The organism is Geodermatophilus sp. SYSU D00703 (assembly GCF_054050155.1).
In genome coordinates, this window is the sequence record NZ_JBJGYU010000020.1 from 47,819 (window position 1) to 70,901 (window position 23,083).

Consider the following 23,083-nt stretch of genomic DNA (forward strand, 5'->3'; position numbering starts at 1 on the left):
TCGTGTTCACCGGGATCGTCGAGGAGGTCGGCACCCTGCTCGTCCGCGAGGAGCAGCCGGACGCAGCCCGGCTGCAGATCCGCGCGCGCAGGGCGCTGGAGGGGGTGGCGCTGGGTGACTCGATCGCGGTCAACGGCGTCTGCCTCACCGTCACCGCCGTGGACGGCGGGGACGGCGCCGAGGGCGTCTGGAGCACCGACGTGATGGCCGAGACCCTCCGCCGCAGCAGCCTCGGCGCCCTGGGCGCGGGCGACCCGGTGAACCTCGAGCGCGCGGTGACCCCGCAGACCCGGCTCGGCGGGCACCTCGTGCAGGGCCACGTCGACGGCGTCGGCACCGTGCTGTCCCGGACCCCCAGCGAGCACTGGGAGGTCGTCCGGATCGCGCTGCCGGGCGAGCTGGCACGCTACGTGGTGGAGAAGGGCTCGGTCGCGGTGGACGGCGTCTCGCTCACGGTGAGCGCGGTGAGCGCGGTCGATGACCCCGAGCCGTGGTTCGAGGTCAGCCTCATCCCCACCACCCTCCGCGAGACCACGCTCGGCGCGGTGCCTCCGGGGAACCCGGTCAACCTGGAGGTCGACGTGGTCGCCAAGTACGTGGAACGCCTGTTGGGAGCCCGGCGGTGAGCGAGCCGACCACGCGACTCGACTCGATCGAGGCGGCGATCGCCGCGATCAAGGACGGCCGCCCCGTCGTGGTGATCGACGACGAGGACCGGGAGAACGAGGGCGACCTCATCTTCGCCTCGGAGCTGGCCACGCCCGAGCTGGTGGCGTTCATGGTCCGCTACACGTCGGGCTACATCTGCGTGGCCGTCACCGAGGCCGACGCCGACCGGCTGGACCTGCCGCCGATGTACCGGGTCAACCAGGACCGCCGCGGCACGGCCTACACCGTCACCGTCGACGCCCGGGAGGGCGTCACCACCGGCATCTCCGCGTCCGACCGCGCGCACACCATCCGGCTGCTGGCCGCCTCCGAGACCAACGCCGCCGACCTCGCCCGGCCGGGGCACATCGTGCCGCTGCGGGCCAAGGACGGCGGGGTGCTGCGTCGGCCCGGGCACACCGAGGCGGCGGTGGACCTCGCGGTCCTGGCCGGGCTGCGCCCCTCGGGCACGCTGTGCGAGCTGGTCAGCGAGAAGGACCCGACCGGCATGGCCCGCGGCGAGGAGCTGCGGGTCTTCGCCGACGAGCACGACCTGCCGCTGGTGTCGATCGCGGACCTGATCGCCTACCGCAAGCGGTTCGACAAGCTGGTGGAGCGGGTGGCCGAGGCGGCGGTGCCGCTGGCGCCGGGCGTGTTCACCGCGGTGGGCTACCGGTCCTCCTACGACGAGCGCGAGCACGTGGCGTTCGTCTACGGCGACCTCGCCGACGGGGAGGACGTGCTGGTCCGGGTGCACTCCGAGTGCCTGACCGGCGACGTGTTCGGCTCACTGCGCTGCGACTGCGGTCCGCAGCTGCAGGCGGCGCTGGCCGCGGTGGCCCAGGAGGGCCGCGGCGTGGTGCTCTACATCCGAGGGCACGAGGGCCGGGGCATCGGCCTGCTGCACAAGCTGCAGGCCTACCAGCTGCAGGACTCCGGGGTGGACACGGTCGACGCCAACCTGGACCTGGGGCTGCCCGCCGACGCCCGTGACTACGGCACCGGCGCGCAGATCCTGGTCGACCTGGGCGTGCACACGATGCGGCTGCTCACCAACAACCCGGCCAAGCGGGCCGGGCTGGAGGGCTACGGGCTGAGGATCACCGGGCGGGTGCCGCTGCCCAGTCACGTCACCGCCGAGAACCTGGCCTACCTGCGCACCAAGCGCGACCGGATGGGCCACCTCCTCGACATCATCGAGCCCGAGACCGAGTCCGGTCCGGCCGACGTCCCCACCGTCCCGGGCACCGACGTGCCCCTGGGTCAGCAGGAGCAGAGACTGTGAGCGGACAGGGCGCGCCCGAGGCGCAGCCGGTCGACGCCGGGGGGCTGACCCTCGGCATCGTCGCGACCACCTGGCACGCGGAGATCACCGGCGCGCTCCTGGACCGCGCGGTCGCCGCGGCCGCCGCCTCCGGCGTCCGCGAGCCGACCGTGGTCCGGGTGCCGGGCGCGGTGGAGCTGCCGGTGGTCGCCCAGGCGCTGACCGAGCGGCACGACGCCGTCGTCGCCCTGGGCGTGGTCATCCGGGGCGGGACGCCGCACTTCGAGTACGTCTGCGACGCCGTCACCGCCGGCCTGACCCGGGTGGCCCTCGACGCGGGCACGCCGGTCGGCAACGGCGTCCTCACCTGTGACACCGAGCAGCAGGCGCGCGACCGCGCCGGGCTGCCCGGCTCCGCGGAGGACAAGGGCTGGGAGGCGACGATCGCCGCGCTGGCCACCGCGCTCACCCTCCGCTCGCTGCGCGGGCCGTCGCGGCCCACCGGCTTCTCCGTCACCCCGGCCGCCGACGGGAGCCGTGCGTGAAGACCTTCGACGCGCTGTTCGCCGAGCTCGCCGCCAAGGTGGCCGCCGGTGACCCCGCCTCCGGCACGGTCACGGCGGTCCGCGACGGCGTGCACGCGGCCGGCAAGAAGGTCGTCGAGGAGGCCGCGGAGTCCTGGATGGCCGCCGAGCACGAGGGCGAGGAGCGGACGGCGGAGGAGATCAGCCAGCTGCTGTACCGGGTGCAGGTCCTCATGCTCGCCCGCGGCCTGACGCTGGACGACGTCTACGCCCACCTCTGAAGGAGGACCCTCCTGCCCCTCACCGCGGAAGGACCCCGTCCCTCTCACCCCTCGCACGCTCGGGGTGGTGCCTCCGGACGGAGTCAGCGGCGGGACCCTGCAGGAGGGCCGACCAACCGATCGAAGGAGACCCCCGTGCTGCGCATCGCCGTGCCGAACAAGGGCGTCCTGAGTGAGCCCGCGGCCGCCATGCTCGCCGAGAGCGGGTACCGGCAGCGGCGCAGCACCAAGGACCTCGCCGTCTACGACCCCGACAGCGACACCGAGTTCTTCTACCTGCGGCCCCGTGACATCGCCGTGTACGTGGCCGCCGGCACGCTGGACGTCGGCATCACCGGCCGCGACATGCTGCTGGAGACCGCCCCGGGCGACGGGGAGGGTGCCGCCGCGGTCGAGGTCATGCCGCTGGGCTTCGGCCGCTCCTCGTTCCGGTTCGCCACGCCGGTGGAGTCCGGCGTCGACACCGTGGAACAGCTGGCCGGCAAGCGGATCGCCACCGCCTACCCCGTCCTGCTGCAGCGCTACCTGGACGAGCAGGGCATCCGTGCCGGCGTGGTGAAGCTCGACGGCGCGGTGGAGACCGCCTGCCGGCTGGGCGTCGCCGACGCCGTCTGCGACGTCGTGGAGACCGGGACGACGCTGCGCGCCGCCGGACTGCACATCATCGGCGAGCCGGTGCTGACCAGCGAGGCGATCCTGGTCCGGCGGGCGGGCTCGGAGGAGATCCCCGCCGTGGCCCAGCTGCGCCGCCGGCTGCGCGGTGTCCTGGTGGCCCGGCAGTACGTGATGCTCGACTACGACTGCCCGAACGACCTGCTGGAGAAGGCGACCGCGCTGACCCCCGGCCTGGAGGGGCCCACGGTCAGCCCGCTGCAGACCGAGGGGTGGTCGGCGGTGCGCGCGATGGTGGCGCAGGGCGAGACAAACCGGGTGATGGACGAGCTCTGGGAGCTCGGCGCCCGCGCGATCCTGGTCACCAGCATCCACGCCTGCCGGATCTGAACGAGGACCCCGTCCTCCTCACCGCTCGCACGCTCGCGGCGAGCCTCTGGACGGGGCCACACGCGACGAGGCCTCCCCGGTCGACCGGGGAGGCCTCGTCGCGTCGGGTCAGCGCTGGCGGGTGGTGCGGTCCACCAGGTCGATCGCGGTGCACAGCCCGAGCGCCATGGCCCGGCCGCTGGTGGAGCCGGTGGCCAGCAGCCCGGCGATCGCCGGGCCCAGCGGCCGCTCACCGACCAGGCCGTGCAGGACGGCGGCGTACTCGCCGCTGACCCGCCCGGCGGCGGCGTGCCGCAGCAGCGCCCGCGAGAGCTCGGTGGTGCGCCCCGCGGCCAGCGCGTAGACGCCGGCGGCGAACCGTTCGGCGGCCGGGTGACCCAGCAGCACCAGTCCGGCCATCGTCCCGGCCATGACGTCGTCGCCGGCCGGGGTCAGCCCGGGGCCGAGGCCGATCAGCCGGGCCGCGGTGCGCAGGGCGGCGTCCAGGTCGGCCCGTCGGACGGCGCCGCGCAGCGCGGCCAGCGGCCCGCCGGGACCGGCCGGCAGGCCGGGGAGGGTGAAGGCGCTGTGCGGGACGCCCTCGCCGTAGAGCGCGTTGCGCAGCTGGCGGACGCCCTCGGGGAGCAGCGCGGGGCGGGGGCTGGGCAGCCGGGGACGCGGGTCCCACCACGCGGCCGCGCTCACCGCGAGGTCCCCGACGACGATGCGACCGCCGCCGACCTCGGCCGGCGCGTCGCTGGGCAGCGCCACCAGCGGGCGGCCGTTGCTCGGGCGGAACAGGACGCAGCCCAGCGGCAACCGCGCCGCGTCACTGGTGAGGACGCCGACGACGTCGCCACCGCGCTCGCTGGGGACGTACAGGTACACCGCGGCCGGGACGCTCATCAGCACCCGGGCCGGGCGGACCGGACCGCGGAGCAGGTCGGCGACACCGGTGCTGGCGGACGCGGGGACCGCCGTGGCTGCGCGGGCGGGACGGGCGGTGCGGGCGGTTGCCTGGGCCGACTCCCGGGGGAGGGGGATGGTCGGCACTCCGGCTCGAGCGGCGCGGCCGCGTGGGGAGGTCGGGGCCCCGGGACGGGTGTCGCCCGGGCCGGCGGTCTCGTCGATGGTGCGCATGGCGGCCTCTTCACCGTGGGAGCAACGGGAGGAACCGTGGCTCGAGACCCCCCGCCCGGTCCCGCTCCTCCGCCGGAGGGACTCGGCGGCACCGCGGTGCGGTGGTCGGCCTACCATCCAGCGGCGGAATGGATCCGGGAGTCGAACCTAAGCGGCGCGTCGCATGCCCTTGTATGGCGGAAGTCGCCAAGAATGGGGTCGTTGGTCCAGGCACTCCTGACAGGATGCCGTGGTATGGCCAGAGGGAAGGGCAACTGGGACAGTGGAGTCCGTGACCCGGAGTCAGGCCACGCCGACCATCCGAACTCCTCGTAGTGACGCGACCCCGATGCGTCGCCACCTGTCGGCAGCGGAGGCGCCGGTGACCGAGAACCGCCCCGACCGGCCGAGCTGGCTCGAGCGCATGGGGCTGACCCTCGAGGAGGCCCTGCAGCTGCCGGCCCTCGAGGGCACCGACGTCGTCGCCGGCGCCGGCGGGCTCGACCGGATCCTGCGGCACATGGTGGTCGACGACCCGGCCGATCCGCTCGCCGTGGCCGGACCCGACGTCCTCGTCGTCCTCGGGGCGCGGCTGCCGCCGGCCGACGCCGCCAACTACCGGGCCCTGGTCGAGCGGCTGGACTCGATGGGCACCACGGCGCTGGCCTTCCGCCGCGGCGAGGGCCCGGCGCCGGTGCCCGACGAGGTGCTCGCCGAAGCCGACCGGCGCTCCTTCCCGGTGCTCGCGCTGCCCACCGGGGCCCGCACCGAGGAGCTGGTCTCCGAGGTGCTGGGCGCGGTCGTGGGCAAGCAGAGCGAGGCGCTCGCGCTGTCCCACCGCATGCACGACCAGTTCATCGACGTCGCGCTCAGCGGCGGCGGGCTGGCCGAGGTGACCGAGCAGCTGGCACACGCACTGGAGGGCGCCGCGGTGCTGGGCCTGGGCCCCGACCGGGAGATCGTCACCACCGCGGGCCCCGCCGAGGACGTCGCCGAGATCAGCGACTGGCTGTGGCTGCTGGACGCCGAGGCCGAGGACGAGCTGGCGCTCATGGCGCCCTCGCGGCGGCTCTCGGGCCTGCGCGCCGACCAGACCGTGGTGACCCCCGCCGACGTGCTCGCCGACGCCGACCTCTCGCCGGCCGACGGCATCCTGCTGGTCCCGGGACACCACGAGCTGCCCGGCGGGGTGGGGGAGTACGCCGTGGCGCCGATCATGGCCGGCGACCAGCGGCACGGCTGGCTGGTCGCCGTCCACCGGTCCGGACCGATGGTGGTCGGCGCCGGCGGCGTCCTCGAGCGCGCGGCCGTCGTCTCGGCGCTGTCGGTCATCCGGCAGCAGGCGGTGCACTCCGTCGAGCTGCGGTTCCAGGGCGACCTGGTCCGCCGGCTGGTCGCCGGGTCGCTGCGGCACACCGAGCGGGCGCTGGCGCAGACCCGGTCCTTCGGGTGGCGGCTGGACGGGCCGGTCGTCGTCCTGGTGGCCGCGACCGAGACCGCCGTCGACCCGCAGGCCGACCCCACCCGCGCCCTCGACGTCCTCGACCGGCTGGCCGACGGCTGGCGCTCGGCGCTGGAGACGGAGGTCTCCGGCGCGGCGGTCGCCGGGCTGTCCACCGAGATCGTCACCGTGCTGCCGCTGGACGGGCGGACGCCGGACGAGATCACCTCACTGGTGTCCGCGGTGACCTCGCGGGTCAACGCCCGCGTGCGCCGGGTCGGGCGGGTGCTGGGCACCGGCATCGGCCGGCCGGCCGGCTCGCTGTCGGCGCTGGGGGAGGCGCACCAGCAGGCGTCGCGGGCGCTGAGCGTGGGGCAGGAGATCCACGGTCCGCAGGCGGTGACCCACTTCGACCAGCTCGGGGTGTTCCGGCTCCTGTCGCTGATCCCCGACAGCACCGAGCTGCGCAACTACGTCGACGAGGTGCTGGGGTCGCTGGCCGACGCCGCCGATCCCGACTCCGCCGACCTGCGGGAGACGCTGCGGGTGCTGCTGGAGACCAACCTCAACGTGGCGGAGTCCGCCCGGCGGTTGCACTTCCACTACAACACGATGCGCTACCGGATCGGCAAGCTCGAGCGGCTGCTCGGGCCCTTCACCACCGACCCGACGCTGCGGCTGAACCTGCTGCTGGCCCTCCACGCGGCCCGCATGCGCGGGCTGGACCAGCCGCACCGGCCGCCGGTGGACGCCGCCCTGGGCCTGCCCCCGGACGAGGGTCTGGACGCGCTGATCTGAGCCCGCCATGGTCTGCGGCGTGGGTACCGACGTCGCGGCGCTGATCGGGCGCATGACCGATCTTCAGGCGCCGCTGGAGGCCGACCGGGACCCGGCCCGGTTCTTCCACGGTGTCTACCTGCGGACGACGGAGGCGGTCGCGGCGGCCATCCGCGGCGGTGAGTTCGAGGACCCGGTGTGGGTCGAGGGGTGGGACGTCGACTTCGCCGGGCTCTACCTCGACGCGCTGGCCGCGCACCGCAGCGACCCGGCCGCCCCGCCCCGGCCCTGGCGGCTGGCGTTCGGAGCCCGGCCCGGCCTGCCGCCGGAGGCGCACGTGCTGCTGGGCATGAACGCGCACATCAACTACGACCTGCCGCAGTCGCTGGTGCGGGTCATCCCGGCGGAGGACTTCGACGACCCGGACCTGCTCGCCCGGCGGCGGCGCGACCACGAGCGCATCGACCGGGTGCTGGCCGCCCGGGTGGCCGTGGAGGACGGCGAGCTGCACCGCGCCGGAGGCCGGCGCACACTCCTCGACCGGGCGCTCTCCCCGGCCAACCGCACGGCCAGCCAGGTCTTCCTGCGCGAGTCGCGGCGCAAGGTGTGGGCCAACGCGGTGCAGCTGGACCGGGCCCGGCGCCGCGGCCCGGACGACTACACCCGCCGGGTGTGCGAGCTGGAGGAGGCCGCCGCGGCCCGCGTGCGGGACCTGCTGCGGCCCGGGCCGGTGCTGCTGCGGCTGGCGGTCCGGGGGTTCGGCGTCCGCCTGGCCTGACCCCGCGCGCGCCGCGGACGGCCGGATCGGCGAGGCTGGGGCGCGGGCGCGCACGAGGCGGCCCGGGAGGGAGAGCACGCATGACCGAGGTCGCCCGTCCACTCGCCGGCCGGGTCGCGCTGGTCACCGGCGCGTCGTCCGGCATCGGGGAGGCCACCGCCGTGGCCCTGGCGCAGGCCGGTGCCGCCGTCGCGCTGGGGGCGCGCCGCAGGGACCGGCTGGAGGCGCTGGCCGGGAAGTTGCGCGGGGACGGCGCGGCGGTGCTGACGCTCGACCTCGACGTCACCGACGAGGCCGCGTGCGCCGACGCCGTCCGCCGGACCCGGGAGGAGCTGGGCGGGCTGGACGTCCTGGTGAACAACGCCGGGGTGATGCTGCTCGGCACCATCGTCGGCGCCGACCCCGAGGACTGGCGCCGGATGGTGCAGACCAACGTGATGGGCGTCCTCTACACGACCCACGCGGCGATCGACGGGATGCTCGAGCAGGGCTCCGGCGACGTCGTGAACGTCTCCAGCGTCGCCGGCCGGACCGCCCGGAAGGGGGCCGGTGTCTACAACGCGAGCAAGTGGGCGGTGAACGCCTTCAGCGAGTCGCTGCGCCAGGAGGTCACCGCGCGCGGGGTCCGCGTCTCGCTGGTCGAGCCGGGGGCGGTGGCCACCGAGCTGTCCAGCCACATCACCCAGCCCGAGGCGCGCGAGGCCTCCCGGCAGATGGCCGAGAGCATGCGCACGCTGCAGGCAGACGACGTCGCCCGGGCGATCGTCTACGTGGTCACCCAGCCGCCGCACGTCGCGGTCAACGAGGTGCTGGTGCGCCCCACCGACCAGGAGCGTTGAGCGGAGGGGCAGGGGCGCGGGCACCGCGCCCCTGCCCCTCCGCCTCAGTCGTGGAAGACCTCGATGCGGGCGCCCATCTCCACCAGGCGCTCGTAGAGCTGCTCGTAGCCGCGGGCGATGATGTCGACGTTGCGCAGCACCGACGTCCCCTTGGCGGCGAGCATCGCCAGGAGGATGCAGACCGCCGGGCGCAGCGCGGGCGGGCAGACCACCTCGGCGCTCGACCACCGGGTCGGGCCGCTGACCAGCACCCGGTGCGGGTCGAGCAGGCGGACGTCGGCGCCGAGCCGGGTCAGGTCGGACAGGTGGATCGCCCGGTTGTCGTAGACCCAGTCGTGGATCAGCGTCGACCCGCCGGCCGCCGCCGCGATGACGGCGAAGAACGGCAGGTTGTCGATGTTGAGGCCCGGGAACGGCATCGGGTGGATCTTGTCGATCGGGGCCTTGAGCTCCGAGGGCTCGATCGTGACGTCGGCGAGCCGGGTGTGCCCGTTGTCCGCGAGGTACTCGGCGGAGAGGGAGTAGCGCAGGCCCATCTCGGCGAGGACGGCGAGCTCGATCTCCAGGAAGTCGATCGGCGCGCGCTGGACGGTCAGCTCCGAGCCGGTGACGATGCCGGCCGTGAGCAGGCTCATGGCCTCGACCGGGTCCTCGCTGATCGTGTAGTCGACGTCGGCGTCGAGCACCGGCCGCCCGCGGACGACGAGGGTGGTGGTGCCCAGTCCCTCGATGCCGACACCGAGCAGCTGCAGGTACAGGCAGAGGTCCTGGACCATGTAGTTGGAGCTCGCGTTGCGGATGGTCGTCGTCCCGTCGGTGCGGGCGGCGGCGAGCAGGGCGTTCTCGGTGACGGTGTCGCCGCGCTCGGTCAGCACGATGGTGCGGTCCGCGCTGGTCGGCGCGGTGACCGTCGCGTGGTACTCGCCGGCGCGCGCCTCCACCTCCAGGCCGAACGGGCGCAGCGCGATCATGTGCGGCTGCACGGTGCGGGTGCCCAGGTCGCAGCCGCCGGCGTAGGGCAGGTCGAAGCGCGGGGCGCGGTGCAGCAGCGGGCCCAGGAACATGATGATGCTGCGGGTGCGGCGGGCCGCGTCGGCGTCGATGCCGGCCAGGTCCAGCTCGTCGGGGACGACGAGGGTCAGGTCGCGGCCGGCGCCGTCCCAGGTGGCCGAGACGCCGATGGAGCGCAGCACGTCGAGGATGCGCTCGACCTCGACGATGCGGGCGACGTTGCGCAGCGTCGTCCGGCCGCGGTTGAGCAGCGCCGCGCACAGCAGGGCGACGGCGGCGTTCTTGGAGGACTTCACCGTGACGCTCCCGCGCAGCGGGGCGCCGCCGGTGACCCGCAGGTGGGTGGGGCCGGAGGGTCCGACGGTGAACAGCTCGCGCTCCAGGGCCTCGGAGAGCCGGCCCAGGAGGTCGAGGGTGAGGTTCTGGCCGCCCTGCTCGATGCGGGCGATGGCACTCTGGCTGGTGCCCAGGCGCTCGGCGAGCTGCTGCTGGGTGAGCCCGTGGTGGCGGCGGGCGTCGCGGACGAGGAGCCCGATGCGCTGCATGGCGCTGGACTCGTGCGCCGGGAGGGCAGCGCTGGACTCGTGCGCCGGGAGGGCAGCGCTGGCCTCGGGGTCGGGAGCGGGGGTGCTCGCGGTGTCGGGGGGAGCCGGGTCGAGAGCGGTCACCGCAGCAGTATCTCGCATGTGAGATACGCGGACGGTAGGCGCGCCGCGTGCGCGGGACGAACCGGTCCGGTCACACTGCGCCCATGGACGTTCTCGTGACGGGAGGCACCGGGCAGCTCGGCCGGAGGGTCGTCGAGCGGATGCAGGGAGCCGGCCACCGCGTGCGGCAGCTGTCCCGCCGCGGCACCGGGCCCGGTGGGGTGCGCGGTGACCTCGCCACCGGCCGCGACCTGCCGGCGGCGCTGGCCGGCGCGGAGGTGGTCGTGCACGCGGCCAGCGACGCGCGGGGGGACTACTGGCAGACCGACGTCGCCGGCACCCGGCGGCTGGTCCAGGCGGTGGACCGCGCGCGGCTGCGGCACCTGGTCTACGTCTCCATCGTCGGTGTCGACCGCATCCCGTTCGGCTACTACCGCGCCAAGTTCGCCGCGGAGCAGGTGCTGCTCGCCTCCGGTCTCCCGGTCACGCTGCTGCGGATCACCCAGTTCCACACCTTCGTCGACGAGCTGCTCGCCACGGCCCGGCGCGGACCGGTGCTGCCGGTCCCGATGGGCTGGCGGGCTCAGCCGGTGGACGTCGGCGAGGCCGCCGAGTACGCGGCCGCCGTGGCGGCCGGCTCACCGGCGGGGGACGTCGTCGAGTACGGCGGGCCGGAGGAGCTGACCGCCGCAGACATGGCGCGGGCCTGGGCGGCCGCCCGCGAGCCCGGCGCCCACGTGGTGGCGACGCCGGTGCCCGGGCGGCTGTCGTCCGCCTTCCGCGACGGCGCGGCACTGCCCACCCGCGGCGACCGCGGCCGGCGCACCTACGGCGAGCACCTGCAGGCGTAGGGCGTGTCCGACGGACCTCCCGCCTCGGGAGCACCGCCCAGGCGGCGCTCCGCAGCGTTCGAGGAGTCGTCGGACACGACCCCGGTGTCCGACGACTCCTCGGCCTTGCGGAGCATCCACCTGTCCGACGCTCCCTTCGCCATGGGTCCGTCGGACACGCCCTGGCGACCGCAGCGTTCCTGCCCGTTCCCGCAACGGGCAGGACGGCGTCCGGGAACCGCCGGAGGGACGTCGGTGCCCGGCCCTAGGGTCGCTGGACGTGGAGAGTCCCCGCGTCCCCGTCCTCGCCGCCGTCGCCGTCACCCTGCTGGCCTGGGCGTCGGCGTTCGTCGGGATCCGCGCGGTGGGCGCCGACCTCTCACCGGGCGCGCTGGCGCTGGGCCGGCTGGGAGTCGGGACGGCGGTGCTGGCGCTCCTGTGGGCGGTCACCGGTCGCGGCTGGATGGCGCCGACCCGGCGGGAGTGGGCGCTGCTCGCGGTGTGCGGCGTCGGCTGGTTCGGCGTCTACAACGTGGCGCTCAACGCCGCCGAGCAGCACCTGGACGCCGGGACGACGGCGATGCTGGTGAACGTCGGCCCGATCCTCATCGCCGTCCTCGCCGGCCTGCTGCTGGGGGAGGGGTTCCCGCGCCGGTTGCTCGCAGGCATCGCCGTCGCCTTCGCCGGGGTGCTGCTCATCGGACTGGCCACCCGCGGGGCCGACGCCGACGTGCTGGGCGTCGGCTTCTGCCTGGTGGCGGCGCTGACCTACGCGGGCGGGGTGGTGGCACAGAAACCGGTGCTGCGCCGGCTGCCGCCGCTGCAGGTCACGCTCACCGCCTGCGCCATCGGCGCGCTGTGCTGCCTGCCGTGGGCGGGCGCGCTCGCCGGTGAGCTGGCCGCCGCGCCGGCCGGGTCGGTCGCCGGCGTCGTCTACCTCGGCGCGGTGCCGACGGCCCTGGCCTTCAGCACGTGGGCGTACGCGCTGGCCCGGATGGACGCCGGGACGTTGGGGGTCACCACGTACCTGGTGCCGCCGCTGGTGATCGCGCTGGGCTGGCTGCTGCTCGACGAGGTGCCGCCGGTGCTCGCCGTCGTCGGCGGCGCGGTGTGCCTGGCCGGTGTCGCGCTGGCCCGGCACCGCCCGCGGGTCCGGCGGGCGCCGGCAGCGCAGGAGGCCGGGACACCGGCCTGACGGCGCCGCCCGCGGCTGCCAGGCTGCCGGTCATGACCCTGCTCGTCGTTCGCGAGGCCCGGTTGCGCGACGGTGACGTCGTCGACGTCCACTGCGCCGACGGGCGGGTGACCGGCCTGCCCCCGGCCGGGGAGGTCCCGGTCCCGCCGGGAGCGCGGGTGCTGCCGGCGGACGGCGGCCTGGTCACCGAGCCCTTCGTCGACGCCCACCTGCACCTGGACAAGGTCCACACGCTGCCGCTGATCGGGGACGCCGCACTGCGGGCCTACACCGCCGACGGCATGGCCGGCTCGGCGACCGCGATCGACCTGGCCAGCGCCGTCAAGCGGCACTACACGGTGGAGGGCCTGCTGCCCGCCGTGCGGCAGGCGCTCGACGACGGGCTGCGCCACGGCGTGCTGCACGTGCAGGCCTTCGCCGACGTGGACACCGCCGCCGGGCTGGTGGGGGTGCAGGCGGTCCTGGCCGCCCGCGACGAGTTCCGCGGCCGGGTGGACGTCGCGGTGGTCGCCTTCCCCCAGGACGGCGTGCTGCGCGACCCGGGCGCGGCCGAGCTGGTGGAGGAGGCGCTGGCGCTCGGGGCCGACGTCGTGGGCGGCATCCCGTGGATCGAGGCGACCGAGGCCGACCAGCGCGCCCACGTCGAGTGGGCCTGCGCGCTGGCCGCCCGGCAGGGGCGCCGGGTGGCGATGCTCACCGACGACGCCCCCGACCCGCGGTACGCGACCACCGCGATGCTGGCCGAGGCGCTGCTGCGGCACGGCCTGGCCGGGCGGGGCGTCGCCTGCCACGCGCGGGCGCTGGGCCACTACGACGAGGACCGGCTGGCCGACGTGCTGGCCCTGGTCCGCCGGGCAGGGCTGGGCCTGGTGAGCGACCCGCACACCGGGTCGGTGGCGCTGCCGGTGGAGCGGGCACTGGCCGCCGGGGTCCCGGTGGCCCTCGGCCAGGACGACATCGAGGACGCCTACTACCCGTTCGGCCGGCACAGCCTGCTGGAGGTCGCCTTCCTGGCCGCGCACCTGCTCGACATGCGGTCCGCGCCGCAGCTGGAGGTGCTGGTGGACCTGGTCACGACGTCGGCCGCCCGGGTGCTCGGGCTGACCGGCTACGGGCTGCGGGTGGGCGGCCCGGCCGACCTCCTGGTGCACGAGGCCGACCGGACCGTCGACCTGCTCGCCCGGCACGCGCCGCCGCGGGCGGTCGTCCGGGCGGGGACCGTGCTCACCGGCGCCTGACGCCCGCGGAGGTCAGCCTCCCGTGGGGAGCCCGGTCGGGACGATCAGCACCGGCCGGTGGGCGCCGTGCAGCAGCGTCCGCGGGACGCCGCCGACCAGCAGCTCCTTGCTGGCCGACTGGCCCCGGGTGCCCACGACGATCACGCCGGCGCCGCGGTGGGCCGCCGTCTCGGTGAGCGTCGCCGCGGTGGCCCGGGCGCTGCCGGGCCGGCCGGAGCAGGGCACGGTGAGCAGCTCCGCGCCGTCGGGAGCGGTCGGGCCGGGGCCCTCGCCGGGCTCGGCCACCGCCACCAGCAGCCGCCGGCGATGGGCGAACAGGCGCTCGGCGGCGGCGATCGCCTGCTTCGCGCCGGCCGAGCCGTCGGTGCCGACCATGACCGGGCCGGAGGCGGCGGCGGACCACTCGTCGGTGGTCAGCGGATAGGGGACCACGAGCACCGGCACCGGGCTGACCTGCACCACCAGCTCGGAGAAGCTGCCGAGCGCGGCGCGGATCCGACCGAGGCCGCGGGAGCCCACGACGACCAGGTCGGCCTCCTGCTCCTCCGCCGTCCGCGCGAACTGGTAGCCGTCACCGCCGAAGGTGCGCTTGACCAGGGGCTCGGCGTCCCAGCCCGCGGCGCGGGCGAGTGAGACGCCGTTGCGGGCCAGGCGCTCGGCCTCGGCGCGGCCCTCCTTCTCGAGCAGGTCGCCGAGGGCCTGCAGGTTCCCGGCGCGGCCGGCCAGCCGCTGCCGGAGCTCCGGGGTCGTGAACGGCGGCTCCCACAGGTGCAGGACCGATGCGGCGGCCGACGGGATCAGGCAGGCCGCCGCCTCGATGGCGTTGACCGAACTCGGGGAACCGTCGTAGCCCACCAGCACGCGCGGGGGCCGTCCGGGGTCTGGGGCGCTCATGGCCTCATCTTCTCCGGGGAGGCCCCCGGCCCGCGAGTGTCGGGTACGCCACGTGCGGCCGGGGTGGGCCATGGGGTAGGCAGGACGGGAGACCGGCCGACGGCTTGCGGAGGTGCACCGATGGACGAGCAGGGCTGGACGGCGGTGGTGGCGGCCGCGATCCGGGCGCCGTCGATCCACAACACCCAGCCCTGGCGCTTCACCGCGGCTGCCGACCGGCTGGAGGTCCACCTGGACCGGGGACGCGCACTGCCCGTGCTCGACCCGACCGGGCGGCAGCAGGTGATCAGCTGCGGCGTCGCGGTCGAGTTCGCCGCGGTGGCCCTGCGCGCCTCGGGTGCCGAGGCCGAGGTCGACCTGCTGCCCGACGACGGCGACCCCGACCACCTGGCCACCGTGCGGGTGGGCGCACCCCGCGAGAGCGCGGACGAGGACCGCAGGCTGGCCGAGGCGATCGGCCGGCGGCACACCGAGCGGGCGCCGTTCCTGCCGCGCGCGGTCCCGGCCGACCTGGTCGACCGGCTGCAGGCCGACGCCGGCCGGCTCGGCGTGTGGGTCAAGCAGATCAGCGAGTCGGAGGAGGAGGTCGCGACCGTCTTCCTCGTCTCGCGGGCCGAGGAGATCGAGCAGCGCGACCCCGAGTACGTCGCCGAGCTCGAGCGCTGGGTGCGCACCGACCCCACCGCGGTGGACGGCGTCCCGGTCGACGCCGTCCTCAGCGAGGACCCGGCCACCCGGCCGTCGAACTGGCTGATCCGCGACTTCGTCGTCGGCAGCCGGGGTGCCCACCCGGCCTTCCTGCCCGAGGACGCGGCCGACGCGCCGCCGCCCGAGGTGGAGCGGCCGACCGTGGTCCTGCTCGGCACGCACAGCGACGACCGGGCGGCCTGGCTGCTGTCCGGGCAGGCGCTCGGCCGGCTGCTGCTCCAGGCGACCGCCGAGGGGCTGGCCGCCTCGCCGCTCACGCAGGCGCTGGACTGGCCGGCCACCCGCACCAGGATGCGCAGCCGGCTGTCGCTGGTGGGCTATCCGCAGATGCTGCTGCGCATGGGCTTCCCGTCGGCGGCGGGCGGGGGGCACTCGGGCCGCCGTCCGGTGGCGGACGTGCTGTCCTTCGCCGGTTGAGGAGGGCCCCTTCCCCCCGCTCGCAGGCTCGCGGCGGGCTCCCGCAGGGGGCCTAGCCGCGGTGGCCGGGGGAGGCCCAGGGGTCGTCGGAGTCGAAGTCGTCGTCGGGGTCGGCCGGGGCCATGGCACGGGACTGCTCGGCGCGGGGCTGGTCGGTGTGGAGCTGCTCGGCGCGGGCGGCGGCCGCCTCCAGGGCGGCGTCGCGTTCCCGGGAGCGGTCGGCGCGCGCCGTCCGCTCCTGCTCGCGCAGCTCGCGCCGCGACGGCGTGGCGGCCTGCTGCCGGCGCTCCGGGCGGTCGCGCAGCCGCCACAGGCCCGAACCAGCGACGGCGAGCCCGATCGGGAGCACGTAGGCGGCGGCGCGCTCGGTGCCGCCCTCGCCCAGGTACCCCGTGATCCCGGCGACGAAGAAGACCGTCATCGCGGTGCCGACCAGGCCGAGCAGGGCGAGTGTCGTCCCCAGGACCTCCGAGCGCGGCCGTACGGCGTAGGCCAGCGCGATGAGCCCGATCCCGCCGCCGACGAGGTACAGCCCCGCCCCGGCCTCGTGCAGGGCCGCGTGGCCGTCCCGCGGGAAGACCCCGACGAGCAGCACGCCGACGGCGGCCGCGCCGAGCAGGACAGGGGCCACCCGGGCTCCGCTGCCGGTCAGCGCCGGGCGCAGCAGCCACGCCCCGGCCCCGATGAGCGCCGCCTGGACCACGAACGCGGCGTTCATCAGCAGGTGCCCGGGGGAGAGCGCCGTGCCGAGCTCGCTGATCAGGGCGTCGGCGCGGGAGTAGCCGGGGACCTGCAGCTGCACCACCGTCTCGACGACGAAGAACTGCAGGGTCAGCAGCCAGGCGAGAGCGCCCCAGCGGTACCGGGAGGGAGTCACGGAGGCCATGGTCCCAGCTCGACCTGGGGGCGTCCGCCGCGCGGCAGGTGGGCCAGGACGGCGGCGAACTGGCCGGCCGACAGCCAGGACGGGTTGCTGCCGGCGGGCATGCGCAGGACCTCGGCGTCGCGCGCCGCGGGGTCGGTGAGCAGGTCGGCCCGCGGCACGGGAGCGGCCAGTCGGGTGAGCCGGACGGCGACCACGGGGCCGCCGTCGCGCTCCTCGGGCTCCCCGGTCAGCTCGCCGAGGGCGTGCACGCCGGGTTCGGTGCGGCCGCTGACCCAGAGCAGACAGGGCCGGCCCGGCGCCATGAGGTCCAGCCGGTAGGAGCGGCGCACGCAGCGGGTGAGCTCGCGGGCGCCGCCGACGGGCCAGCCGGGGTCGATGACCGCGGGTGGACGGGTGGACTTGAGCACCCAGCAGGCGACGTCCCCCCGGGAGAGACGGGTCACGGGGACCTGCTCCGCCCAGCGGCACGGCAGCTCGTCAGGGGTGGACCGGACGCGGGGGCCCGGAGGGCCTCCCGGCCGGGACACGGGAGGCGACGGCTCACCCCGGCCCCGTCCCGGGCACCGCCCCGAGCGCGCGAGGGGTGGGGAGGACGGGGTCCTCTCAGTCCGTCGCGGAGTGCTGCTCCGCACCGGCCGGGTCGGCGTCGTCGGAGTCGACCGCCTGCCGCTCCTGCTCGGTGCGGTGCTGGAGGGCGTCGTCGTTGGGCCGGTCGTAGCCGCCGGCGTGCTGCGACCGGTCGCGGGGCGCGCTCTCGCTGGTCTCCATGACGTCGTCGAGGGTGGGGCGGTCGGGCTCGCTCATGACGGTTCTCCGCTTCGTCAGGGACTGCTCGTCACGGAGGGCCATAGCCACGGCGCCGGGGAGCCAACCGTGATCACCGCTGCTCCAGCAGTGCCGCCGGCACCCACCCCTCGACGAGCACCGGCCCGTGCGGACCGGCCACCGCGTACGTCACCCGGCCCTGCCAGCCGCCCTCGCCCTGCCGCCACTCGACCAGCAGCCCGGGCCACACCCCGGGCGCTCCGGGCGGGTCGTGCACCCAGCAGTGCCGCCCCCGGCTCTCGCCGCGCCGCCCGGCCGGGCGGGCCGGCTCGGACGGCGGGACCCCGGACGAGGCCGCCCGCTCCCCGAGGGAGCGGCCCGACCGCCCGGGGTGCATGCCGCCAGCCACCCCGGCAGTGTCGCACGAGGTCGAACGCGTGTTCGACACGAGACGGCGACGGGCGCCCCGCGCGTCGTCCGCGCGGAGCGCCCGTGATCAGCCGCTCAGGACCCCGCCCGGACCGCGTCCCCGAGGGTCCGGGCCACCTTCTGCAGCAGCGGGTGGTCGGGCAGGTCCTCGACGGGGACCGGCAGGGGCAGGGACCAGTTGGGCCGGTCGGTGGTGCCGGGCAGGTTGGGGCGGCGCTGCTCGGCGACCGCGTCGTCCAGGGTCGCCGACAGCAGCAGGGACGGCGCCTGGGCGAGCCGCTCGTGCGCCCGCTCCACCGCCGTCTCGGGCTCCGCGTCCTCGCGGACCCCGTCGAGCTTCTCCAGCAGCGAGCGGCGGCCCTGCTCGAGCTCCTCGTCGGTGCCGGTGCCGTACTCGCGCTGCTCCTCGACGTCCGCACCCGTCCACAGGCCCGCCACGGTGGGCAGGTCGTGCGTGGTGATCGCGGCCATCGCGGTCTCCGGCCACTGCGCGGGGTCGTCCTCCTCGAACCACAGCAGCCGGTAGCTGAGGATGCCGTGGTCGGCCAGCGCCTCGCGGACGCCCTCCTCGACGGTGCCGAGGTCCTCACCGACGACGACCGCCTGTGCGCGGGTGCTCTCCAGCGCGACGATGTCGAGCAGGTCCTCGGCCGGGTAGCGCACGTAGGCGCCGTCCGCGGGGCTCGCGCCCTGCGGCACCCACCACAGCCGGAACAGGCCCATGACGTGGTCGATGCGCAGACCGCCGGCGCCGGCCATCGTGGCCCGGATCGACTCGATGAACGGCTCGTAGTCGGCCGCACGCAGCCGCCACGGGATCAGCGGGGGCGAGCCCCAGTCCTGCCCCTGGGCGTTGAAGGCGTCCGGCGGCGCACCCACCGAGGCACCCCTGGCGAGGACGTCCTGCCAGGTCCAGGCGTCGGCGCCGCCGCCCGCGACGCCGATCGGGAGGTCCTGGATGACGGTCATGCCCTCGGTCGCGCGCTCCAGCTGCACGTGCAGGCACCACTGCAGCCAGGCGTGGAAGGCGACGTCCCGCTCGTGCTCGGCGACGAAGCGGCCGACGGCGTCGCTGCGGGGCTCGCGCAGCTCCTCCGGCCAGGTGTGCCAGTCGGGACCGTGCACGTCGGCCAGGGCACACCAGGTGGCCCAGTCCTGCAGCTTCTGGCCCTGGTGCCACCACCAGTCGGGGAAGTCGGGGTCGTCGCGGGCCGTGGTGTCGAAGACCCGGCGCAGCACCTCCCGCTTGCCGGCCCAGATCGCGTCCCGGTCGATGAGCTCGGCGTCGTCGAGCGCACGGCCGGCGCCCGCGTCGACGTCCGCCGCGCCGGCGACCTCGTCCACCCGCAGGTAGATCGGGTTGCGGAAGCGGCGGGTCGCCGGCAGGTAGGGGCTGGCCTCCTGCTGCGGCGTGGGGGCGACGGCGTGCAGCGGGTTGATGAGGACGAACCCGGCTCCCTGGCCGGCGGCCATCTCCCGGACGGCGCGCAGGTCGGCGAGGTCACCGATGCCCCAGCTGCCGCGGCTGCGGGTGGCGTAGAGCTGCACGGCCCAGCCCCAGGCGCGGTCCTCGGGCAGCCAGCAGCGGCCGGGGGAGACGATCAGCCGCCGGCGGGGGCCGCCGGGGACCTGCAGCCAGTGGTAGCCCAGCGGGAAGTCGTCGGGCAGCTCGCCGTCGACGTCCTGGGTGGAGCCGTCCTCGAGGGTCACCTCCGCCTGGTCCACCTCCAGCGGGTCGCCGGGGCGGGCCACGATCGGCGCTCGGTCCTCCAGGTCGGCCGGTGGGGTGCCGATCACCTCCCGGAGTCGCTCGATCGTGGCCTGGTCGACCCGGTGTTCCTCGTCCAGGGCGTCGAGCCAGCTGGCGTCGATGCCCCACTCGTCCGTCGGTGGCGTGCGTGTCACGCCTCCGATACTCCCCAAGGCGTCCCCGGCCCACACGGCAGGTGCGAGTGGTGCCGCTCTCGGTCTGGACCCTCCAGCGGCTGGAGGGTCCAGGGTGGCGGCATGGACGAGGGCGGCGTGCTCACGATCGGCCAGCTTGCCGACCGGATCGGCGTCCCGGTGCGGACGGTGCGGTTCTGGTCCGACGAGGGGCTGGTCGACCCGCCGGCCCGCTCGGCCGGTGGCTACCGCCTGTACGACGCCGCCGCGGTCGCCCGGCTGGACCTGGTCCGCACGCTGCGCGAGCTGGGGCTGGGCCTGCCGGCGATCCGGGAGCTGCTCGCCAGGCGGCGCACGGTCGCCGAGGTGGCCGCCGAGCACGTGCGCGCGCTGGACGCGGAGATCCGGCTGCTGCGGCTGCGCCGCACCCTGATGCGGGTCGTGGCGGCGGCCGGGACGACGACGGAGGAGATGGGGCTGGTGCACGACCTGGCGACGCTGTCCGCCCGGGAGCGGCAGCAACTGATCGACGACTTCGTGGCGCGGGCCTTCGCCGGCGTGCCGGAGGACGCGGTCGGCGCCGGCATCGCGGCCGGCATGCGGACGTTGCCCGCCGAGCTGCCCGAGGAGCCGACGCCGGAGCAGGTGGGGGCCTGGCTGGAGCTCGCGCGCCTGGTGGCCGACCCGGCGTTCGCCGACCGGGTGCGGGAGATGGCCGTGGCCGGCGCCGCCGCCACACCCGCGGACCCGGACGCGTCGCAGGTCGACGCCGGCCGCTTGGTGACGCTGGGCCGCGACGCCCTGGCCGCGGGTCTGGTGCCCGGGACGCCGGAGGCCGAGGCGCTGGTCGCCGAGCTGCTGGCCGACGGGCGCCCGGGCGGCCCGGGCCGTCGTCGTGAGCTGGCCGACCGGCTGGTGATCTTCACCGACGCCCGGGTCGAGCGCTACTGGCAGCTGCTCGGGGTCCTCAACGGGTGGGCGCCGTTCGAGCCCTCCGTGCCCGCGGTCGAGTGGTGGATCGCCGCCCTGCGCGCGGGGGAGTGACGCGGTGCCCGCGTGGCTGCTGGTCCACCCGCCGCTGCTGGGCCCGGCCGTGCTGCAGCCGCTGGCTGCCGAGCTGCGCCGGCGGGGCGGCACCGTCGCGGTGCCGGACCTGCGTGCCACGGTGAGGAAGGCGCCCGGCTGGCCGCAGCGCTGGGTAGGGGCGGCGGCTCCGGCCGGTGCGGCGGACGTCGTCCTCGGCTTCTCGGGGGCGGGGATGGTCCTCCCCGCGGTGACCGCCGCCGTCCGCGCCCTCCGGGTCGTGTGGCTCGACGCCGTGGTGCCGGGCCCGTCGGGGGAGTGGTCGGAGGAGGTCCGGCGGGCGGTGGCGCCGCTGGTGCGCGACGGGCGCATCGCCGAGCTGGTGCGCGACGGGCGCATCGCCGACTGGACGACGTGATGGGGCCCCGGCGCCATGACCGGCCTGCTGCCCGACGAGCGGGTGCGCGCCGCCGATCTCGCCGAGGGCCACGAGCTGCCGGGCGACTTCTTCGACGTCGCCGTCCCGGTGCTCGACCGCCGGCCGGACGACGACGTCTCGTACGTGCAGCTCTCACCGGCGTACGACCGGGACGCCGCGGCCGCGCGGGCCCGGGACTGGGTCGTGCCGGGCGACGGAAGCGGCGCCCACCTCGACGTCGCCACCGGCTCCGTCCGGGTTGCCGGCCTGCTCGCCTGACTGCGACCGGCTCCCGGCCCGGTCTGTCCGAGTCGCCGAACTGCTCGCCGGATCGGGTCCCGCCCGCCGACCGGTTTCGATCGCCATCTCGTGCGCATCGACGCTGCTCAGGGGCCGGAAAGTGTCACGCCTCGCACGTACGTTCGAGGTGTGACAGCGACTGCCGCCCCGTCCTCGTTCGAGGTCGCGCTGGCCGGCGTGCTGCGCGCGCACCCGTTGGTCGCCGCCCGGGTGCCTGTGGAGCTGCTGTCGAGGTCGCAGACGGCCGCCGAACTGCAGCGGGTGGTGGCGGCCGAGGCCACGCTGGCCGCCTACAAGGCCGAGCTGGTCCTCGCACTCGCCGACGAGACCCCCGACACCCTCGATCCGCCGCCGGGCACGCCGGGTGCGCGCAGCCGCTCGTGGGCGCCGGACGGCGAACTGCCCGGCGTCTCGGAGTTCTTCCCCGCCGAGCTGGCGGTGGCGCTCAACTGCGGCCGCGGCACCGCCTCGCACCTGGCCGCGCGGGCCTGGACCTACCGGGAGAACCTGCCGGCCACCTGGGCCGCGCTGGCCGCCGGCGCACTCGACGAGCCCCGCGCCAAGGCCCTCGCCGACGTGCTGGCCCACACCTCACCGGCGATCGCCCGGCGGATCGAGGCCGGACTGCTGCCCGAGGCCACGCAGTTGTCGACCGGGCGGTTGCGCCGTCGGGCGCTGGCGTTGCTCCTGGAACTCGACGCCGACGCGGTGGACGCCCGCCGCAAGAGCGCGCAGCGGCAGGCCGACGTGCGCACCCATCCCGCCCATCTGGAGGGCATGTCGACCCTCGCCGCCGACCTGCCCACGCCGGTGTCGGCGGAGTGCTTCGACGTGGTCGACCGGCTGGCGGGGATGCTCAAGGCCGATGGGGACCCCCGTCCGATCGGCGAGCTGCGCGCCGCGGTGCTGGCCGATCTGATCCGGCGACCGTGGGACACCGGCCTGCCGTCGGTCACCGCGCACCTGCACGTCACCGCGCCCCTGCTGTCCCTCGCCGGCCGGTCGGCCGAGCCGGGCGAGGTCAACGGGCTGCCGATCACCGCCGCGCACGTCCGCGAGCTGCTGGAGCAGCTGGGCGCGCTGGGGCTGCGGGCGCCCGACGGCGGCGAGCTGGTCCTGTCCCTCACCGACGCCGACGGACGGCTGCGAGCCACCGCCACGCCGGCGCAGCTGGATCGCCTGGCCCGCCGCGGCTGCCCCGAGCACCCCGCCGGCGACTGCGGCTGCCCGCTGCTGGGCCGCCCGGCGGCGACCGGCGCCTACCCGCCCACCGACCCCCAGCGCCGGTTCGTCACCACCCGCGACCGCACCTGCCGGTTCCCCACCTGCGGCCGGCGCGTGGGCTGGGCCGACCTCGACCACGTCGTCCCGCACGCCTGCGGCGGGGCGACCGACTGCGCCAACCTCTGTTGTCTGTGCCGCAGCCACCACCGGCTGAAGACCTTCGCCCGCGGCTGGCACTTCGCCATGACCGACGACGGTGTCCTGCACGTGACCACCCCGTCGGGGGTCACCCGCGCGACCCGACCACCCGGACTGCGACCCCCGGCACCCGAACCACCGGCCGCGGACGAGGGCTCGCCGCAGGCGCCACCGTCCTTCGATCCGGACGACGACCCACCACCTTTCTGAACCGCCCTGCCCGGGCCGGCCCCGCGACGGTCGCCCATGCCCGCCGCGGGGTGGCTGGATGTGGGCTCACGGCGCGGGATGGCGCGGGATGAGGCGTGCCCACACCGGTGTAGGTGTGTCCTGCCGTTCCCGGCAACAGGCGGACCGGTCGCGC

Annotated in this window: 24 protein-coding genes; 16 read left to right on the forward strand and 8 right to left on the reverse strand. The window is 76.0% G+C overall.

The window, feature by feature from the left end; translation table 11 throughout:
- The first annotated feature begins 2 nt into the window (after nt 1-2).
- The 5 genes from ACI782_RS17820 (at nt 3) to hisG (ending at nt 3,719) form a co-directional block, all read left to right on the forward strand.
- Complete coding sequence (locus ACI782_RS17820) at nt 3-626, forward strand: riboflavin synthase (protein ID WP_456911407.1); 624 nt, start codon at nt 3-5, stop codon at nt 624-626.
- Complete coding sequence (locus ACI782_RS17825; protein WP_456911408.1) at nt 623-1,933, forward strand: bifunctional 3,4-dihydroxy-2-butanone-4-phosphate synthase/GTP cyclohydrolase II; 1,311 nt, start codon at nt 623-625, stop codon at nt 1,931-1,933. Before ACI782_RS17820 ends, ACI782_RS17825 begins: the two co-directional genes overlap by 4 nt.
- A complete protein-coding gene (ribH, locus tag ACI782_RS17830; RefSeq protein ID WP_456911409.1) occupies nt 1,930-2,457 on the forward strand; it encodes a 6,7-dimethyl-8-ribityllumazine synthase in 528 nt (175 codons plus the stop codon). Before ACI782_RS17825 ends, ribH begins: the two co-directional genes overlap by 4 nt.
- Nucleotides 2,454-2,717, forward strand: a complete 264-nt coding sequence (locus ACI782_RS17835; RefSeq protein ID WP_456911410.1) for a phosphoribosyl-ATP diphosphatase — start codon at nt 2,454-2,456, stop codon at nt 2,715-2,717. The genes ribH and ACI782_RS17835 overlap by 4 nt, the downstream gene beginning before the upstream one ends.
- A gap of 135 nt (nt 2,718-2,852) precedes the next feature.
- Entirely contained in the window at nt 2,853-3,719 is an 867-nt protein-coding gene (gene hisG / locus ACI782_RS17840; RefSeq protein WP_456911411.1) for an ATP phosphoribosyltransferase, read from the forward strand.
- 108 nt (nt 3,720-3,827) lie between these two features.
- On the opposite strand, the gene ACI782_RS17845 is transcribed toward hisG, so the two are convergent.
- Nucleotides 3,828-4,838: a DUF2877 domain-containing protein gene (locus ACI782_RS17845; protein WP_456911412.1), complete on the reverse strand. Its 1,011-nt coding sequence runs from the start codon at nt 4,836-4,838 to the stop codon at nt 3,828-3,830.
- A 361-nt stretch (nt 4,839-5,199) separates the two neighbouring features.
- Here ACI782_RS17845 and ACI782_RS17850 point away from each other — a divergent pair, with 361 nt between their 5' ends.
- From ACI782_RS17850 to ACI782_RS17860, 3 genes are all read left to right on the forward strand, one after another.
- On the forward strand, nt 5,200-7,056 hold the full coding sequence (locus ACI782_RS17850) for a PucR family transcriptional regulator (RefSeq protein WP_456911413.1): 1,857 nt from the start codon (nt 5,200-5,202) through the stop codon (nt 7,054-7,056).
- A 19-nt stretch (nt 7,057-7,075) separates the two neighbouring features.
- Nucleotides 7,076-7,813 carry a DUF5995 family protein gene (locus ACI782_RS17855; RefSeq protein WP_456911414.1) on the forward strand — a complete coding sequence of 246 codons (738 nt, stop codon included), beginning with the start codon at nt 7,076-7,078 and terminating at the stop codon, nt 7,811-7,813.
- Between the two features lie 80 nt (nt 7,814-7,893).
- Nucleotides 7,894-8,652, forward strand: coding sequence for an SDR family NAD(P)-dependent oxidoreductase (locus tag ACI782_RS17860; RefSeq protein ID WP_456911415.1), 759 nt, complete (start codon nt 7,894-7,896; stop codon nt 8,650-8,652).
- 44 nt (nt 8,653-8,696) lie between these two features.
- Here the strand turns inward: ACI782_RS17860 and ACI782_RS17865 are convergent, their stop codons facing one another.
- On the reverse strand, nt 8,697-10,331 hold the full coding sequence (locus ACI782_RS17865) for a helix-turn-helix domain-containing protein (protein ID WP_456911416.1): 1,635 nt from the start codon (nt 10,329-10,331) through the stop codon (nt 8,697-8,699).
- A gap of 83 nt (nt 10,332-10,414) precedes the next feature.
- On the opposite strand from ACI782_RS17865, the gene ACI782_RS17870 reads away from it, so the two are divergent.
- From ACI782_RS17870 to ACI782_RS17880, 3 genes are all read left to right on the forward strand, one after another.
- Nucleotides 10,415-11,161, forward strand: a complete 747-nt coding sequence (locus ACI782_RS17870; protein WP_456911417.1) for an SDR family oxidoreductase — start codon at nt 10,415-10,417, stop codon at nt 11,159-11,161.
- Nucleotides 11,162-11,420: 259 nt separating this feature from the next.
- On the forward strand, nt 11,421-12,335 hold the full coding sequence (locus ACI782_RS17875; RefSeq protein WP_456911418.1) for a DMT family transporter: 915 nt from the start codon (nt 11,421-11,423) through the stop codon (nt 12,333-12,335).
- 32 nt (nt 12,336-12,367) lie between these two features.
- Entirely contained in the window at nt 12,368-13,573 is a 1,206-nt protein-coding gene (locus tag ACI782_RS17880) for an amidohydrolase family protein (RefSeq protein ID WP_456911419.1), read from the forward strand.
- A gap of 12 nt (nt 13,574-13,585) precedes the next feature.
- On the opposite strand, the gene ACI782_RS17885 is transcribed toward ACI782_RS17880, so the two are convergent.
- Entirely contained in the window at nt 13,586-14,467 is an 882-nt protein-coding gene (locus ACI782_RS17885; RefSeq protein WP_456911420.1) for a universal stress protein, read from the reverse strand.
- 120 nt (nt 14,468-14,587) lie between these two features.
- Between ACI782_RS17885 and ACI782_RS17890 the strand changes: the two genes are divergently transcribed.
- Entirely contained in the window at nt 14,588-15,592 is a 1,005-nt protein-coding gene (locus tag ACI782_RS17890) for an Acg family FMN-binding oxidoreductase (protein WP_456911421.1), read from the forward strand.
- Between the two features lie 52 nt (nt 15,593-15,644).
- On the opposite strand, the gene ACI782_RS17895 is transcribed toward ACI782_RS17890, so the two are convergent.
- The 5 genes from ACI782_RS17895 to malQ form a co-directional block, all read right to left on the reverse strand.
- Nucleotides 15,645-16,478, reverse strand: a complete 834-nt coding sequence (locus ACI782_RS17895; RefSeq protein WP_456911422.1) for a DUF998 domain-containing protein — start codon at nt 16,476-16,478, stop codon at nt 15,645-15,647.
- Nucleotides 16,466-16,921: a hypothetical protein gene (locus ACI782_RS17900; protein WP_456911423.1), complete on the reverse strand. Its 456-nt coding sequence runs from the start codon at nt 16,919-16,921 to the stop codon at nt 16,466-16,468. The genes ACI782_RS17895 and ACI782_RS17900 overlap by 13 nt, the downstream gene beginning before the upstream one ends.
- Nucleotides 16,922-17,081: 160 nt before the next feature.
- The gene (locus ACI782_RS17905; RefSeq protein ID WP_456911424.1) at nt 17,082-17,282 is read right to left on the reverse strand and encodes a hypothetical protein; all 201 of its coding nucleotides are present in this window, start codon (nt 17,280-17,282) and stop codon (nt 17,082-17,084) included.
- 73 nt (nt 17,283-17,355) lie between these two features.
- A complete protein-coding gene (locus tag ACI782_RS17910; protein WP_456911425.1) occupies nt 17,356-17,652 on the reverse strand; it encodes a hypothetical protein in 297 nt (98 codons plus the stop codon).
- 95 nt (nt 17,653-17,747) lie between these two features.
- Nucleotides 17,748-19,577, reverse strand: coding sequence for a 4-alpha-glucanotransferase (gene malQ, locus ACI782_RS17915; protein ID WP_456911426.1), 1,830 nt, complete (start codon nt 19,575-19,577; stop codon nt 17,748-17,750).
- A 102-nt stretch (nt 19,578-19,679) separates the two neighbouring features.
- On the opposite strand from malQ, the gene ACI782_RS17920 reads away from it, so the two are divergent.
- The 4 genes from ACI782_RS17920 (at nt 19,680) to ACI782_RS17935 (ending at nt 22,929) form a co-directional block, all read left to right on the forward strand.
- On the forward strand, nt 19,680-20,600 hold the full coding sequence (locus ACI782_RS17920; RefSeq protein ID WP_456911427.1) for a MerR family transcriptional regulator: 921 nt from the start codon (nt 19,680-19,682) through the stop codon (nt 20,598-20,600).
- 4 nt (nt 20,601-20,604) lie between these two features.
- Nucleotides 20,605-20,997, forward strand: a complete 393-nt coding sequence (locus tag ACI782_RS17925; protein WP_456911428.1) for a hypothetical protein — start codon at nt 20,605-20,607, stop codon at nt 20,995-20,997.
- Nucleotides 20,998-21,012: 15 nt separating this feature from the next.
- Nucleotides 21,013-21,276: a hypothetical protein gene (locus ACI782_RS17930; protein WP_456911429.1), complete on the forward strand. Its 264-nt coding sequence runs from the start codon at nt 21,013-21,015 to the stop codon at nt 21,274-21,276.
- Nucleotides 21,277-21,426: 150 nt separating this feature from the next.
- Nucleotides 21,427-22,929 (forward strand): DUF222 domain-containing protein, encoded by a 1,503-nt coding sequence (locus ACI782_RS17935; protein ID WP_456911430.1) that lies wholly within the window; start codon nt 21,427-21,429, stop codon nt 22,927-22,929.
- The last annotated feature ends 154 nt before the right edge of the window (nt 22,930-23,083 follow it).

What these genes read in the sequence shown, in the direction of transcription:
- ACI782_RS17845 (WP_456911412.1), bottom strand. Translation starts at nt 4,838, where the DNA reads ATGCGCACCATCGACGAGACCGCCGGCCCGGGCGACACCCGTCCCGGG.
- ACI782_RS17860 (WP_456911415.1), top strand. Translation starts at nt 7,894, where the DNA reads ATGACCGAGGTCGCCCGTCCACTCGCCGGCCGGGTCGCGCTGGTCACC.
- ACI782_RS17870 (WP_456911417.1), top strand. Translation starts at nt 10,415, where the DNA reads ATGGACGTTCTCGTGACGGGAGGCACCGGGCAGCTCGGCCGGAGGGTC.
- ACI782_RS17880 (WP_456911419.1), top strand. Translation starts at nt 12,368, where the DNA reads ATGACCCTGCTCGTCGTTCGCGAGGCCCGGTTGCGCGACGGTGACGTC.
- ACI782_RS17885 (WP_456911420.1), bottom strand. Translation starts at nt 14,467, where the DNA reads ATGAGCGCCCCAGACCCCGGACGGCCCCCGCGCGTGCTGGTGGGCTAC.
- ACI782_RS17890 (WP_456911421.1), top strand. Translation starts at nt 14,588, where the DNA reads ATGGACGAGCAGGGCTGGACGGCGGTGGTGGCGGCCGCGATCCGGGCG.
- ACI782_RS17895 (WP_456911422.1), bottom strand. Translation starts at nt 16,478, where the DNA reads ATGGCCTCCGTGACTCCCTCCCGGTACCGCTGGGGCGCTCTCGCCTGG.
- ACI782_RS17905 (WP_456911424.1), bottom strand. Translation starts at nt 17,282, where the DNA reads ATGAGCGAGCCCGACCGCCCCACCCTCGACGACGTCATGGAGACCAGC.
- ACI782_RS17920 (WP_456911427.1), top strand. Translation starts at nt 19,680, where the DNA reads ATGGACGAGGGCGGCGTGCTCACGATCGGCCAGCTTGCCGACCGGATC.
- ACI782_RS17930 (WP_456911429.1), top strand. Translation starts at nt 21,013, where the DNA reads ATGACCGGCCTGCTGCCCGACGAGCGGGTGCGCGCCGCCGATCTCGCC.